We start from the raw sequence: 14,125 nt of genomic DNA, 5'->3' as shown, positions 1-14,125 counted from the left end.
AGTAAAATTTTAGTGATATTAACAGATACTTAATTTAAGGAGGCTGGGATATTTGGAATTGAGGAAAAAGATCCTTAACCTTATTGAGCATGATGCCAAGTTAAGTACCAAAACTATGGCAGTAATCCTTGATGAGGATGAGGAGAAGATAGCAGCCACTATCAAGAAGATGGAAAAGGAAAAAGTAATTCTGGGATACAATACGGTAACTAACTGGGAAAAGATGGGAGATGACGGTGTCACTGCCATGATTGATGTTAAAGTAGTTCCAGAAAGAGAAGTTGGGTTTAACCGGGTAGCGGAGCGCATCTGTCGTTTTCCAGAAGTCAGGTGTGTTTACCTGATGAGTGGAACTTACGACCTGTCGGTAGTGGTTGAAGGAGATACTATGAAAGACGTGGCCTGGTTTGTTTCTCATAAGCTTTCGACCCTGGAACAGGTACAGAGCACTACTACTCATTTTATTCTCAAACGCTATAAACAGGATAATTTTATATTTGAAGAACCCCATGAAGATAAAAGGTTGGTGGTTAGTCCGTGAACGATATGAACTGTTATTTATCAGACATAGTAAAATCTATACCCCCGTCAGGGATTCGTAAGTTTTTCGACCTGGTTTCCCAGACCGAGGGAGTAATATCTCTGGGCGTAGGTGAGCCTGATTATGTAACTCCCTGGCATATCAGGGAAGAATGTTTTTATTCCCTGGAACAAGGGTATACCATGTATACTTCTAATGCCGGCTTACCGGAACTGAGGGAAGAAATAGCTCTTTATGAAAAACGAAAGATCGGAGTAGAGTATGCTCCTGTTAGTGAAATATTAGTTACGGTTGGAGTAAGTGAGGCTTTGGATCTGGCTTTAAGGGTGTTGCTTGAACCGGGAGATGAGGTTCTAATCCCGGAACCATCATTTGTAGCCTATGCTCCTGGAACTGCTTTAGCATATGGTAAAGCAGTAGCGGTGCCTACTTATGATGAGGATGAATATCGTCTCCGGCCTGACGTTCTGGAGCAGCATATTACTGCGCGCAGTAAGGTACTTATTCTACCTTACCCGAATAATCCCACCGGGGGAATCATGACCAGGGAAGATCTACTGGCTCTGGTCCCTATAATACAGAAACACGATTTGCTGGTTATATCCGACGAAATTTATTCGGAGTTAACCTACCAGGGCGAACATAGTTCCATTGCTTCTTTATCAGGGATGCGGGACCGTACTCTAGTACTGAATGGTTTTTCTAAAGCTTATGCTATGACTGGGTGGAGAGTTGGGTATGCCTGTGGACATAAAGATATTATAGGGGCCATGACCAAAGTGCATCAATACACCATTATGTGTGCCCCTATTATGGGACAAAAGGCAGCTGTAGAGGCCCTGCGTCATGGAGAAGTTGAGATGCGAAAAATGGTAGAAGATTACAATAACCGCCGTAAAATTATCCTGTCTGGATTGCGGGAAATAGGTATGGAATGTTTTGAGCCTAAAGGGGCATTTTACTGTTTTCCTTCTGTTAAGATTTCTGGAATGAACAGTGAAGAATTTTGTGAGCGATTACTTAAGGAAGAACTGGTAGCAGTAGTACCAGGTAATGCCTTTGGTTCTAATGGTGAGGGTTTTATCCGCTGCTGTTATGCAGCCAGCATAAGCAACATCGAAGAGGCCCTGGAACGTATGGGAAATTTTATTCTTCGACACAGAAATCGATAAAAAAACGGATAGGCATGATCCATATTGCTGAATCATAGCGAATAGTCCTGAATTCCCCGGTAATTATACGATAATTAACGGCAGGAAAATTCCTGGTAAAGTGGAAACCTCCTTTAGTAGCGGTCTAAAGGAGGTTTTACTATGTTAGGAGACATTAGTGCCAGCGAGATCGAATTAATAAATTCCTATCAGATACTGGGCCCTGGATTCCAGCGGGAGTTAAAAGAATATACACGTTATTTGTTGACTAGGCAATATCGCCGTGAGTCAATGGTAGCGGTTTTCCATAACCGCCTTATTAATAATTTATTTCATAGCCTAATCTATATGGTAGAAAAGGATGATTTCGATTTTCAACAAGTTCGTCGGCGGGTGATGCAGATAAAAGAATTGTATTATGGAATATTTGAACAGGTGCATACCCGCTATAGTGAATTAGTAGAAGATTTGGATAGTAATGAAATAGTTAGAGAATTCGGGCGTAATTCTTTTGAAAATCTGGAGAGGGCCTTAAAGAGTTCTAATCATAATCTTATACGTATGGAGGTAATTGAATTTTACCAGGAGTTTGGTAAACTGGCTAAAAAAAAGGACGCGCGCCAGATTGTTGCGGTATAATTGTAAGTAAACGTAATGTACACGTAGGGGAGGAAAATAAACTATGATAATAAGATTCCTGGGCGCAGCGAAAACGGTTACTGGATCTTTCCATGTAATAGAATCAGAACCGGGTTGTTTTGCGGTTGATTGTGGTTTGTTTCAAGAGAGCAAAGCCATAAAAGAGCGCAACTATAAGGAGTTTCCCATCGACCCGAGTTCGATTGATTTTGTAATATTAAGCCATGCACATATTGATCATATCGGTTTGATTCCTAAACTTTGTAAACATGGATTTAAAGGTCCGATTTATTGCAGTCATGCTACCCAGGAGTTGGCGAGTGTACTGCTTCCTGATTCCGGACATATCCAGGAATCAGAGATAGAAAGGAAGAATCGCAAGCTGAAAAGGGCCGGAAAAGTGCTCTTAGAACCGATTTACACCGTAGAGGATGCTGAAAAATGTCTGAGCCAGTTTCGTTCTCTAAATATGGATGAAACTTTTGAAATTGTTCCCGGTATTCAATTGCGTCTCCGGGATGCCGGTCATATTTTAGGATCCTGTATCCTCGAACTATGGATAAATGAAAATGATAAAACATCGAAATTGGTATACAGTGGTGACTTGGGTAATAGTAATCAGCCTATTATCAAGGATCCCAGCATTATTGAAAATACCGATTACCTGATGGTGGAATCTACTTATGGAAATCGCTTTCATAAAGGCATATTCCGGCGTCTAGAAACGCTAGAAGAAGTTATCAATTACACTATGGACAAAGGTGGTAATTTAGTTATTCCTGCCTTTGCAGTAGAAAGAACCCAGGACCTTTTATATGATCTTAATCGGCTTTATATGGCGGGAAAATTAGATCCAACTATTGATATTTATATTGATAGCCCCCTAGCGATTGCGGCTACTCAAATATTTGGCGAATTTTTGGAGTATTATGACCATACTACCCGGCAGATGGTAGCTTCGGGGAATCATCCCTTTAAACTACCTAATTTGAAATATTCTAAAACTCAGGAAGAGTCCATGGAACTAAATAAGGTAAAGGGAAATACTATTATTATTTCTGCTAGTGGTATGTGTGATGCGGGTAGGATTAAACACCATTTGAAACATAATTTATGGAGACCGGAAAGTACAGTATTATTTGTGGGCTACCAGGCTAACGGAACCCTGGGTCGACGGATCCTGGATGGTGAAAAACTGGTGACTATACATGGCGAATCAGTAGTAGTTAAAGCTGATATCCGTAGTATTGAATCCTATTCAGCCCATGCTGACCGGGCCGGTTTGGTAGACTGGATTAAGAAGTTTGTCGTACCACCGAAAGGTATCTTTTTAGTACACGGTGAGGAAGAGGCGCAACAGGACCTGGCTGATTATATCCAGGAAGAAATGCGTATACCCGTGTTTATCCCGGACTGGATGGATGAATTTGAATTGAAACCGTCGGAGAGAGTTCAGTCTGCTACTCCGCTAACAGGAGATAACATGAGTAAAGCCTTGTTAGCGGAACAGATGTACTTACAGTTAAGGCTAAAAGTTAACGATATGTTCCGGGAAAAGTGGGTAGCATCGGAGTACGATCAGATTATAGACAAGATAACCCAGGTTAATACGTTGTTTAAACACGATACGGATAATAAATAACTTAGGTCTGCTATTGTCCGGAAAGCCATTAGTTTAGGAAAATACTGCCAAGGCAATCAGTCAAGTAGGGAATTGATTCAATTAGTTTGTGTTTAACTCTTTATTTCGCTTTTATGATCGTATTGTTAGATATTGTTGGCTAAAACTAGAAGCTGCATTTCTTGAGAAGTACTGAACCAAGGTGATATAATTTCTGTACTTCGGGTTATGGGGGCAAGATACAAAATGCACGGAAAAGCAGCTATATTAGAAATAATGCGCTGGGGTAGTTCCAATGTTCCCGGCGCACTATTTTACTACGGACAAGAGCTTGATCTGAATATGGAGGATATCGGCGTTTTAGCGGCAATTTTTTATACCCTGGAACGTACTAAACCCCTTTTTCAGACCGGAGTTAGTGCCGGACAGGTACTGCAGCTTTGTCCTATTATGACCAAACAAAAGCTTTCCCGCCGAATTAGTCGGCTTAAAAAGCTAGAAATAATAAGTGTGGAAGATAAACCGGGCGGGTTTGCTAGTAAGAATATTAGCCTGGAACCGCTGTTCCAAAAACTAGAGGCCTTAATAGGCCGGGATCATATCGAAATATCTCATACTCATAAGGATTACCAACCAAAGGACGAGCCTACGGAGCAGATTTTGGAGGAGTATCGTAATCGTATCCAACAGCTGGAACTGGAATTGGAAGAGGAGAAAAAAAGACAGTTACCAGATATGCTGGCTTGTTCAGATAGTAATTTTAAAACGGTAGCTGATTTTATCTCTGAAAAAACAGGTAATCTCATGAGTGTAAAAATGGCGACCGAGTTAAAACGTTGGCTTAATGATATGGCATTTACTCCTCAGTTCTTGCTTATGATGTTGGAATTGTGTTTTGAACGAAACATACATAATCCTCGCGATATTACTAGCATAGCTCGCGATCTAAAAGAATATTCCATCAATACGGTGGAAGGTTTAAATATGTACTTTAGCAAGTGTGTAGATGCCGATAAAATCTTTAGTATGCGCCGTAAAAAGTTTGATCCGGATATTGCTGAGTTTGGTAGCTTTACCGGGATAGACATGAATGCTGAAGCACGTAAGAATGTTTATTACAAGTGGCGTTATGATTGGGGTTTCACCCATACTATGATCATGAAGGCTGGGCAAATCATGTGCCAGCGTACGAAAAACGGTGGACTGGAGTATGTTGATAGCGTGCTTTATAACTGGATGAGCAAAGAAATTCGTAGTCCTGAAGATGCCGAGCAGGAAATTAAAGATTTTAAAGCTCGCAAGCAATCAGAAAAGAACTCATCCGGTGGGAAAAAGTCCCATAAGAGAAGCGAAAATGAATATGAGATATATGTGGCTCCTTCTAGTATAGAAGAACTGAAAAGTAATCTTTAAAAAATACCAACATTAAAATATAAGGTATAATAATAATCGGGATTTTATATCCCGATTTTATTATGGACGGTGATCAAGGTGAATTACCCCCTTCAGCAAATAGATGATAATATACTTTTTGACCTGGAGAGTGAGCGACGGGTACTTTCAGCTATGCTTCATTCAGAGGAGGCTTGTGTGGAAGCCTATCATACCCTGGTGGTTTCCGATTTTTATTCTCCTAAGCATGCTACTATTTACGAATTAACCTGTAGCTTATTTGAGAGGGAAATTAGGCCTACTTATGTGGAACTTTTAAAGGAAGGGCATAACCTTGGTGTATTTACTAATCCGCGTGATATTGATGAGCTTCAGTATATAGCTGAGCATTATATTGACGATGAAAACATTAAGTATTGGATAAAAAAAGTAAAAGATAAATCGCGTCTACGTAGATTTGAGTCTTTTTTGCGTAAAGGCTACCAACTGCTTAAGGAAAAAACTGATCTGGAAGCTGATCAGATTCTTATGGAGGCGGAAGAGGAGTTAACTAATCTTACCGCCTTAGATCATGATGACCGTATAGATACACCGGAAGATGTGGCTAATCTAGGTTACGATGAGGTGGAAAAGCGGTTTATCCGTTTTAAAGAGATCCGCGAGCAGCACAAGGGTGTTCTGCCCTTAGAGGGTTTACCTACCGGTTTTGACACCCTCAATCATATTACTCTAGGGTATAAACCAGGAGATCTGGTTATCCTGGGAGCGCAAACCGGACATGGTAAAACTGCCTTTGCTCTCCACACGGCTAAAGCAGTAGCTGTGGAAGGGCAGAGGACTGTAGTGTATCTTAATACGGAAATGAGCCGGGTACAGATCGCATTAAGGTGGGGATCAATTTTATCCGGTATCGAACATGAACGTATTCGCAGTGGAGATATTAATGAAACGGAATTATCAGTTATTTTAAGGGGATACTCACGCCTGCGGGAAAGCGGCTTTTACTCCTACCCTTGTCCCAACCTGACTCCTGAGAAGACTATATCAGTAGCTCGAAAATTCAAAACCCAAAAGAATATTGATATGATGGTAGTTGACTACGTGGGGAGAATGGATAAGCTGGATCCCCGTCTGCAGGAATGGCAAATGCTCGAACAGATTGTAAAGGCATTGAAAACTTTAGCTCAAAATCTTAAAATAGTGGTTATGTGTCTAGTACAGTTAAATCCGGATGGCAGTCTTCAAGGGGCTAAGCGCATGAAAAACGAATCTGACCTGATGTTAAAGTTAAGTCCCATACCTCGTGAAGAACTGGAAGAAAATGAGGAATTAAAAAAATATCTTAATCCCAATTATTATATTTATATTGATAAAAACCGGGATGGTCGTAGTGGAGTCCGTATTCCCATTACTTTTGATCTGCAGCGTCAGATCATGCAAGATGCAGAAAGGATTGCACTCTGATGATAAGGGATGATCGGCGTACCAAGAAGGTTTACGATGAGACTGCTACCCTGATTACCCGGTTAGGCATAACCCATCAACTTGAACCTCGGGAAATGGAGTTTTTACTTAATCTACTGGACGAAGTGATTGTAAAACGGGATAACCCTACCCTGGTAAGGTTATTAAAAAAATGGACTATGCAAAAGGATATTCCCCCGGAGACCGATGAGATTATTCGGGCAACGGTGCTAGCAACGGATTGGAACGACCCGGACTCAGTAATGTCCAGTGCGGAATTGATTAGAGATCTTTTAGCTAGCCGCTAAGGACAAAAAATCGGTTAGGAGGTAGTTTAATTTTGGGTAACTATTGGATTTATGAAAACCACACCGAAGGATATGAGGTTCGCTGGAAACTCAAGTCAATTCTCCACGAGGAGAAAACTGCTTTTCAAAAACTAGCAGTAGTGGATACGCTTGAATGGGGGAAAGCCCTCATACTAGATGGAGCACTTCAGATTGCGGAAAAGGATGAGTTTATCTATCATGAAATGATCGTGCATGTACCTATATATGCCCATCCCCATCCGGAAAGGGTGCTGATTATTGGTGGTGGTGATGGTGGAACCCTGCGTGAAGTGGTAAGACACGCAACTGTTAAAAAAATAGATATGGTGGAAATTGACGAGCGGGTAGTGAAAGTAAGCCAGCAGTATTTTCCTAAAGTAGCCAGCGCTTTTAATGATCCCCGGTTAAATCTTCATATAGGTGATGGTATTAAATATGTGGCCGAAACTACCCAAGAATATGACCTGGTTATAGTTGATAGTTCTGATCCAGTAGGACCGGCAGTACAACTTTTTAGTCGTGATTTTTATCAAAGCATATACTCGATTTTGGCAGAGGATGGTATGGTAACTGTACAATCAGAATCACCCATTTTTTTCGAGGAAGCTTTTCGCAGTGTGCATAAAAATATGGGGGCAGTATTTCCCAGGGTAAATATTTATTTAGCCAGTATCCCCACTTATGTAAGCGGACCGTGGACATTTACTATAGGGAGCAAAAAACATAATCCGGTGAAAATACAGGGTGACAGGACATGCTTATCTGGTTTAAAATATTATAATGAGAGTGTACATGAAGCAGCATTCTCTTTACCCCAGTTTATCAGGAGTATGGTAGGATAGTACGGTAGATAGGCTAGGGAGATACAAGGTTTAAGGTGAGCCAAATTTACTAAAGAATCTTAAATGTTGGACGGGAGGACGGTAGAATGTTATTTAAATGGGTTATGGTGTTTGGCTTTGTGTGTTTGATACTGGGATTAAGCCTGTATACGAGAACCAAAACTAACACTATTGATGACTTTGTAGTAGGGAACCGCTCAGTGGGTCCCTGGATGTCAGCTTTTTCTTTTGGGACTACTTACTTTTCTGCAGTTCTGATCATAGGATTTGCTGGAAAAGTTGGCTGGGGTTACGGTTTATCTGCCGTATGGATTGCGATAGGTAATGCCCTTATAGGAACATTTCTGGCCTGGAAGATAATGGGCTCCCGTACCCGGGAACTCAGCGGTCGGTTGAATGTGCTCACTATGCCTTCATTTCTTGAAGCCCGTTATGATTCCCCTAATATGCGTATTTTTGCCAGTCTGATTATATTTATATTCTTTATACCCTACTCAGCTTCAGTTTTTATGGGATTAAGCTATCTTTTTGAGCAGATTTTTTCCATTCCTTATGTATGGGCCCTAATTTTTATGACCCTGCTTACCGGACTATATCTGGTGCTGGGGGGATATAAAGCGGTAGCTTTAATTGATTTTATGCTGGGAATTATCATGTTAGCGGGCATAATATTAATGGTAAAGTATGTGGTCGGCAATGATGCTGTAGGAGGTATACTTAAAGGATACCAGTCTTTAAAAGCTATCGATCCTGGTTTGGTAAGCCCGGTAGGGCCTCCTGGATGGGTAGGAATTATTTCGCTGGTGCTGTTAACAAGTCTGGGTACCTGGGGAATGCCCCAGATGATTCAAAAATTCTACGGTATTAAAAACCAGCAGGTTATTCCCCGGGCTACAATTGTCTCTACCATATTTTCCTTGGTGATCACCGGAGGGGCTTATTATGTAGGCTCATTAAGCCACTTGTTCTTTAAATCTTTACCTGTCTATGGAGGAAAGCCTAGTCCGGATTTACTGATGCCTAACATTATTAATCAGGCTTTGCCGGAATTAGTAGCGGTACTGATACTCTTATTAGTATTATCGGCTTCAATGTCAACTCTGTCTGGATTAGTACTAGTTTCCAGCTCATCAGTAGCTATAGACCTGGTTAAAGGAGCTATAAACCCGGATCTAGATGAGAAGAAAACCATGCTATTGGTAAGGGTGTTGTGTGTGGTTTTTGTAGGATTATCATTATGGCTAGCCTTAAATCCGCCAGGAATAATCTTAACACTGATGGCCTTGTCATGGGGTACGGTAGCAGGAGCATTCCTGGCTCCTTATCTGTATGGTCTTTATGGCAAAAGAACTACCCGAGCTGGGGCTTGGGCCGGCATGATTACGGGTCTTTTCATATCCCTGGGCGGTTATTTTATTATTGCTACTGCACCAGATTTCATAAGCCCAGGTATTATAAGGACCCTGCAGGCTTGGGGATCACCGTTTTTTGGAACCTTAGCCATGATCGTACCATTAATGGTGGTTCCTTTGGTGAGTTGGTTAACACCGGAGTATTCTCCAGAACATCTAGGTAAAGTCTTTGGTAAAAAAGAACTGGCCACCGAAAATGCCTAATTGTGAAATACCTGGTATTAACGACCTCATACGTGATAAATGGGCCAGTTCGTTTGCTTCCTAAAACGAACTGCCCTTTCTCATTTACCGGATAATATTTATATGGGAACGGTTTATTTTCTGCCAGCTTGTGAGCGGTGGGTGGGTCTCACTTTCAAAACGACCTATTGATCCTTTATTAAAAGGAATAAAATAAATAGATGAAAACATATTAAGGAGGATTATTTATGGGTGATTTTGTGCAGGATAAGGCCAGGCCTGAGATTTTTAAACTTAAAGCATATGTACCTGGTAAGCCCATCGAGGAAGTTAAACGGGAACTGGGTATTGATGATGTAATTAAGCTGGCTTCCAATGAAAATCCCTTAGGGGCTTCTCCTCTGGGGAAAAAGGCAGTTGAGAAAGCATTAAATGATCTGCACATTTATCCGGACAGTAATTGCTATTATCTGAAAAACAAAATATCAAAACTTACTGGAATTGATCAGCAAGGTATTCTGGTCGGCAATGGATCAGATGAGCTATTAAAATTGTTGGCGGAGACTTTTTTGAGTCCGGGTGATGAAGTAATATATGCCGAACCTTCTTTTATGGAATATGAATTCACTGCCCGTATTATGGGGGCAGATTGCGTAGCTGTACCACTAGATGCATCGTTTAAGCATGATTTACCAGCCATGCAAAAGGCTATTACTGGTAAGACGAAAATTATTTATCTTTGCAATCCTAATAACCCCACCGGATCAATCGTAGGCAGTGAAGAAATAGACCAATTCATGGCGGCAGTTCCGGAAGATGTTTTGGTGGTGTTTGATGAGGCCTATTATGAATATGTTGAAAGTTCAGAATATGTTAGCGGAACTAAATATTTAAGTCAGGGTCGGAATGTAGTAGTAATGCGGACCTTCTCGAAGATTTATGGGCTGGCCGCACTTCGGGTAGGCTATGCTCTGACTACCCCTGAGATTGCTCAGGCGGTTGAGCGGGTCACCGAACCTTTTAATGTCAACCACCTAGCCCAGGTAGCAGCAACTGCTGCCCTGGATGATACAAACCATGTGAACGAAAGCCGGAAAACCAACCAGGAAGGTAAGCAATACCTTTATTGTGAATTTGAAAAACTAGTCTTGAAATATGTTCCTACTGAGGCTAATTTCATTTTTGTAGATACCGGAAAAGAATGCCGCGGAGTTTTTCAGGCCTTATTGGAGAAAGGTGTTATTGTTCGTACCGGTGATATTTTTGGTTATCCGACATTTATTCGGGTTACTATTGGAAATAAGGAGGAAAATGAGCGTTTTGTTAGAAGTTTAATAGAAGTACTCAAATAATAATTTGGAGTAGCTCTATGATCTTAAAAAAATTATATAGCGATGCAGACGTAAAGCAGGAATTGGTACAAGCATTTGTTGAATTATTTTCTCATTTGGAGGATGCTCCGATTTTTATCTGTATAGGATCAGACCGTCATATCCTGGATTGCTTTGGGCCTCTAGTGGGAACCATGATTAAAGAGGTGGCTCCCCATCTGGAGGTATACGGAACCCTGGAAGATCCTATTCATGCTCGTAATTTGGTTACAAAAATTGCTTTGATTAAGAGGCAACATCCGGGCCGATTGGAAATTGCTATCGATGCGTCAGTAGGCATGGAAGCTGACATTGGCGCTATAAAGCTGCGCCGTGGCTTACTGGTACCGGGTAAAGCATTAGCCAAACGGCTGCCAGCCATAGGAAATCTGTCCCTGGTAGGGATAGTTGGATCCCGGCTGGACCACCGTAGTATGCGGGCTATAAATGCCGGTAGTCTTAGCCATGTATATGCTATGGCTCGGGTAGTTTGTGATGCAGTTTATGAATGGGATGGTCTGGGTAAAAATAATAACCAGCTACTTTAGCGTTTACAGGCTGTATAATTGTATGGTATCATCGTGCTAAATAATTATAATGAGTGTAACATTGGTTGCGTTGGGGTCTAGACCTCTCCTCCCTTGCGGACGAGAGGTTTCTTACTATTAATGAGCTCAAGGGGACGAGGAGGAAAAAGTAGTGAAACGACTTATGATTGGTAATGAAGCCATTGCCAGAGGAGCATATGAAGCTGGGGCTACAGTAGCCACAGCCTATCCCGGTACTCCCAGCACAGAAATTGTCAGCAATCTGGCTAAATTTGATCAGATATATGCTGAATGGGCTCCTAACGAAAAAGTAGCACTGGAGGTAGCTATAGGTGCATCTTTTGGAGGAGCTAGGACTCTGGTAGCTATGAAGCACGTAGGAGTAAACGTTGCTGCTGACCCTTTGTATACGGTTTCGTATACTGGTATTAATGGTGGTCTTGTGCTGGTATCGGCTGATGATCCCGGGATGCATTCTTCTCAAAATGAACAAGATAACCGGGGCTATGCCCTTTTTGCTAAATTTCCGGTATTAGAGCCTGGCGATAGTCAGGAAGCTAAAGATTTTACCCGCATGGCTTTTGCGATCAGCGAAGAATTCGATACCCCGGTTATGTTGAGAGTTACTACCCGGCTGTCCCACTCCCAGACCCTGGTTGAGGAGGGAGAACGACAAGAAGTTGGGATTAAGGAATATAAAAAGGATGCTCCTAAATATGTTATGCTGCCCGGATATGCCCGGGGCCGGCATGTAGAAGTAGAAAAACAGATGGTACGATTAAAGGAATACGCTGAATCAACTCCTCTTAACCATATCGAGTGGGGAGAGCGTAGTCTGGGTATAATCACCAGTGGAGTAGCTTACCAGTATGTAAAAGAGGTTCTTCCTCAGGTTTCGGTATTAAAACTGGGCATGGTAAACCCCTTACCAGAGAAATTAATCCGTTCCTTTGCAGCACAAGTGGATCGATTAGTAGTTGTTGAGGAATTGGAACCAGTGATCGAGCAACAGATAAAAGCCTGGGGAATTAATGTGCAGGGTAAGGAGATTTTTACCCTTTTAGGTGAATATAGTCCTGAGATGATTGGGGAACGTTTAGGTGATGAGAAACCTCTTCAAGCTATTGAACTGGATAGCCAGATTCCTCCCCGGCCGCCCTTAATGTGCCCGGGATGTCCTCATCGGGGTGTATTTTATACTTTACGTAGAATGCGCTTAACGGTAATGGGGGACATAGGCTGTTATACCCTGGGTGCGCTTAGCCCGCTGGAAGGCATAGATGCCTGTGTTTGTATGGGGGCCAGTATCGGAATGGCTATGGGTATGGAGAAAGCCCGGGGACAAGAATTTGCTAACAAATTAGTGGCGGTCATTGGTGACTCTACCTTTGTTCATTCGGGTATAACCCCATTAATTGATATTGTTTATAATCAAGGTACCTCAACCGTATTGATATTGGATAATGATACTACTGCCATGACTGGACACCAACATCACCCGGCTACGGGATATACAATTACCGATGAACCTACTACTAAACTGGATTTACCGGCTTTAGTGCGGGCGATAGGTATCAAAAACATTAGGGTAGTGGATCCACTTAATCTGGCGGAACTAGAGCAAGCCTTGAAAGAGGAACTAAATCGGCGTGAACCTTCGGTAATTATTGCTAAACGACCTTGTGCATTGCTAAATCGGACTAAAGCAGAGGTAAGCTATTATGTGGATCCGGAAGCCTGTACCGGCTGCAAACAGTGTATTAAAATCGGGTGTACCGGCGTTTATTTCCAGGAGGAAGAAAATAAAGCGGCCATGAACCCCAATACCTGTGTTGCTTGTGGGCTCTGTCCTCAGGTATGCAAATTTGACGCTATCAAGGTAATGGAGGGATAATTATGGGCGACCGTATAACAAATATATTAATTGTAGGCGTTGGGGGGCAAGGCACCCTGCTCACCAGCAGGATTATTGCGGATGTGGCGGTGAACATGGATTATGATGTTAAAGTATCGGAAATCCATGGCATGGCCCAGCGCGGGGGAAGTGTAGTTTCCCAGGTGCGTTATGGCGACAAGATTTATTCACCAATTATTAAAAAAGGTGATGCTGATATTATTCTGGCCTTTGAAAAAGTGGAGGCAGCCCGCTGGTTAGACTATCTAAAACCAGACGGGATAATTATCATTAATGATGATCGGGTTGATCCCCTGCCAGTAATGAGTGGGAAGATGAAGTACCCGGATGATATAGCTGAGCGGATAGCCAGGCTGGTTCCGAAAACCAGAATTGTAGATGCCACTGGTATTGCCAGGTCTTGTGGCAATGTCCGGGCAGCTAATGTAGTTTTGGTTGGTATGCTCAGTGAAGCTATCGGCTTACCTGCCGAGGAAGTCGAGAAGGCTATTGTTAAACGGGTACCAGAACGTGCTTTAGATATAAACCTGCGGGCCTTCCGGGAAGGGAAAGGGCTTATAACCACAGCCGGCTAAAGATAATATGGTTTTTATGTATACATGGATATAAAATGAATTAACCGGGGACGATTCGGTGGAAGAGGGGACAACCGAATTCGTCCTCGTTCCTTCTTCAAAAAAGTTAGTTGATTATAGGAAGGGGCAAATACCATTGTACT

Annotated in this window: 13 protein-coding genes; all 13 read left to right on the top strand. The window is 42.1% G+C overall.

Translation table 11 applies throughout. The features are described 5' to 3' along the window. Positions 1 to 52 precede the first annotated feature (52 nt). The 13 genes from ACZ5Q0_RS00605 (at position 53) to ACZ5Q0_RS00545 (ending at position 13,982) form a co-directional block, all read left to right on the top strand. Complete coding sequence (locus ACZ5Q0_RS00605; RefSeq protein ID WP_447182634.1) at positions 53 to 541, top strand: Lrp/AsnC family transcriptional regulator; 489 nt, start codon at positions 53 to 55, stop codon at positions 539 to 541. A gap of 5 nt (positions 542 to 546) precedes the next feature. Next, the gene (locus ACZ5Q0_RS00600; RefSeq protein WP_447182855.1) at positions 547 to 1,713 is read left to right on the top strand and encodes an aminotransferase class I/II-fold pyridoxal phosphate-dependent enzyme; all 1,167 of its coding nucleotides are present in this window, start codon (positions 547 to 549) and stop codon (positions 1,711 to 1,713) included. Positions 1,714 to 1,854: 141 nt separating this feature from the next. After that, positions 1,855 to 2,331 (top strand): hypothetical protein, encoded by a 477-nt coding sequence (locus tag ACZ5Q0_RS00595; protein ID WP_447182633.1) that lies wholly within the window; start codon positions 1,855 to 1,857, stop codon positions 2,329 to 2,331. A gap of 43 nt (positions 2,332 to 2,374) precedes the next feature. Next, positions 2,375 to 3,973, top strand: a complete 1,599-nt coding sequence (locus ACZ5Q0_RS00590) for an MBL fold metallo-hydrolase RNA specificity domain-containing protein (protein WP_447182632.1) — start codon at positions 2,375 to 2,377, stop codon at positions 3,971 to 3,973. 225 nt (positions 3,974 to 4,198) lie between these two features. Then, a complete protein-coding gene (locus ACZ5Q0_RS00585; RefSeq protein ID WP_446820054.1) occupies positions 4,199 to 5,365 on the top strand; it encodes a DnaD domain-containing protein in 1,167 nt (388 codons plus the stop codon). Positions 5,366 to 5,443: 78 nt separating this feature from the next. Beyond that, positions 5,444 to 6,808 (top strand): replicative DNA helicase, encoded by a 1,365-nt coding sequence (locus tag ACZ5Q0_RS00580; RefSeq protein WP_446820055.1) that lies wholly within the window; start codon positions 5,444 to 5,446, stop codon positions 6,806 to 6,808. After that, positions 6,808 to 7,116 (top strand): hypothetical protein, encoded by a 309-nt coding sequence (locus ACZ5Q0_RS00575; protein ID WP_446820057.1) that lies wholly within the window; start codon positions 6,808 to 6,810, stop codon positions 7,114 to 7,116. Before ACZ5Q0_RS00580 ends, ACZ5Q0_RS00575 begins: the two co-directional genes overlap by 1 nt. A gap of 32 nt (positions 7,117 to 7,148) precedes the next feature. After that, on the top strand, positions 7,149 to 7,979 hold the full coding sequence (gene speE, locus ACZ5Q0_RS00570; RefSeq protein ID WP_446820058.1) for a polyamine aminopropyltransferase: 831 nt from the start codon (positions 7,149 to 7,151) through the stop codon (positions 7,977 to 7,979). An 86-nt stretch (positions 7,980 to 8,065) separates the two neighbouring features. Beyond that, positions 8,066 to 9,595 carry a sodium:solute symporter family protein gene (locus tag ACZ5Q0_RS00565; RefSeq protein ID WP_446820059.1) on the top strand — a complete coding sequence of 510 codons (1,530 nt, stop codon included), beginning with the start codon at positions 8,066 to 8,068 and terminating at the stop codon, positions 9,593 to 9,595. Positions 9,596 to 9,822: 227 nt separating this feature from the next. Continuing rightward, positions 9,823 to 10,926: a histidinol-phosphate transaminase gene (gene hisC / locus ACZ5Q0_RS00560; RefSeq protein ID WP_446820060.1), complete on the top strand. Its 1,104-nt coding sequence runs from the start codon at positions 9,823 to 9,825 to the stop codon at positions 10,924 to 10,926. Between the two features lie 17 nt (positions 10,927 to 10,943). Beyond that, positions 10,944 to 11,492 (top strand): spore protease YyaC, encoded by a 549-nt coding sequence (gene yyaC / locus ACZ5Q0_RS00555; protein ID WP_446820061.1) that lies wholly within the window; start codon positions 10,944 to 10,946, stop codon positions 11,490 to 11,492. Between the two features lie 151 nt (positions 11,493 to 11,643). Beyond that, complete coding sequence (gene iorA / locus ACZ5Q0_RS00550; RefSeq protein ID WP_446820062.1) at positions 11,644 to 13,386, top strand: indolepyruvate ferredoxin oxidoreductase subunit alpha; 1,743 nt, start codon at positions 11,644 to 11,646, stop codon at positions 13,384 to 13,386. A gap of 2 nt (positions 13,387 to 13,388) precedes the next feature. Further along, a complete protein-coding gene (locus tag ACZ5Q0_RS00545; RefSeq protein ID WP_446820063.1) occupies positions 13,389 to 13,982 on the top strand; it encodes an indolepyruvate oxidoreductase subunit beta in 594 nt (197 codons plus the stop codon). Positions 13,983 to 14,125: the final 143 nt, after the last annotated feature.

It is taken from the genome of Syntrophomonas erecta subsp. sporosyntropha (assembly GCF_055395365.1).
The sequence above is the reverse complement of the archived record's forward strand: the minus strand, read 5'-3'. Positions and strand labels throughout refer to the sequence as shown.

What these genes read in the sequence shown, in the direction of transcription:
- ACZ5Q0_RS00600 (WP_447182855.1), top strand. Translation starts at nt 547, where the DNA reads ATGAACTGTTATTTATCAGACATAGTAAAATCTATACCCCCGTCAGGG.
- ACZ5Q0_RS00595 (WP_447182633.1), top strand. Translation starts at nt 1,855, where the DNA reads ATGTTAGGAGACATTAGTGCCAGCGAGATCGAATTAATAAATTCCTAT.
- ACZ5Q0_RS00590 (WP_447182632.1), top strand. Translation starts at nt 2,375, where the DNA reads ATGATAATAAGATTCCTGGGCGCAGCGAAAACGGTTACTGGATCTTTC.
- ACZ5Q0_RS00585 (WP_446820054.1), top strand. Translation starts at nt 4,199, where the DNA reads ATGCACGGAAAAGCAGCTATATTAGAAATAATGCGCTGGGGTAGTTCC.
- ACZ5Q0_RS00575 (WP_446820057.1), top strand. Translation starts at nt 6,808, where the DNA reads ATGATAAGGGATGATCGGCGTACCAAGAAGGTTTACGATGAGACTGCT.
- ACZ5Q0_RS00565 (WP_446820059.1), top strand. Translation starts at nt 8,066, where the DNA reads ATGTTATTTAAATGGGTTATGGTGTTTGGCTTTGTGTGTTTGATACTG.
- hisC (WP_446820060.1), top strand. Translation starts at nt 9,823, where the DNA reads ATGGGTGATTTTGTGCAGGATAAGGCCAGGCCTGAGATTTTTAAACTT.
- yyaC (WP_446820061.1), top strand. Translation starts at nt 10,944, where the DNA reads ATGATCTTAAAAAAATTATATAGCGATGCAGACGTAAAGCAGGAATTG.
- ACZ5Q0_RS00545 (WP_446820063.1), top strand. Translation starts at nt 13,389, where the DNA reads ATGGGCGACCGTATAACAAATATATTAATTGTAGGCGTTGGGGGGCAA.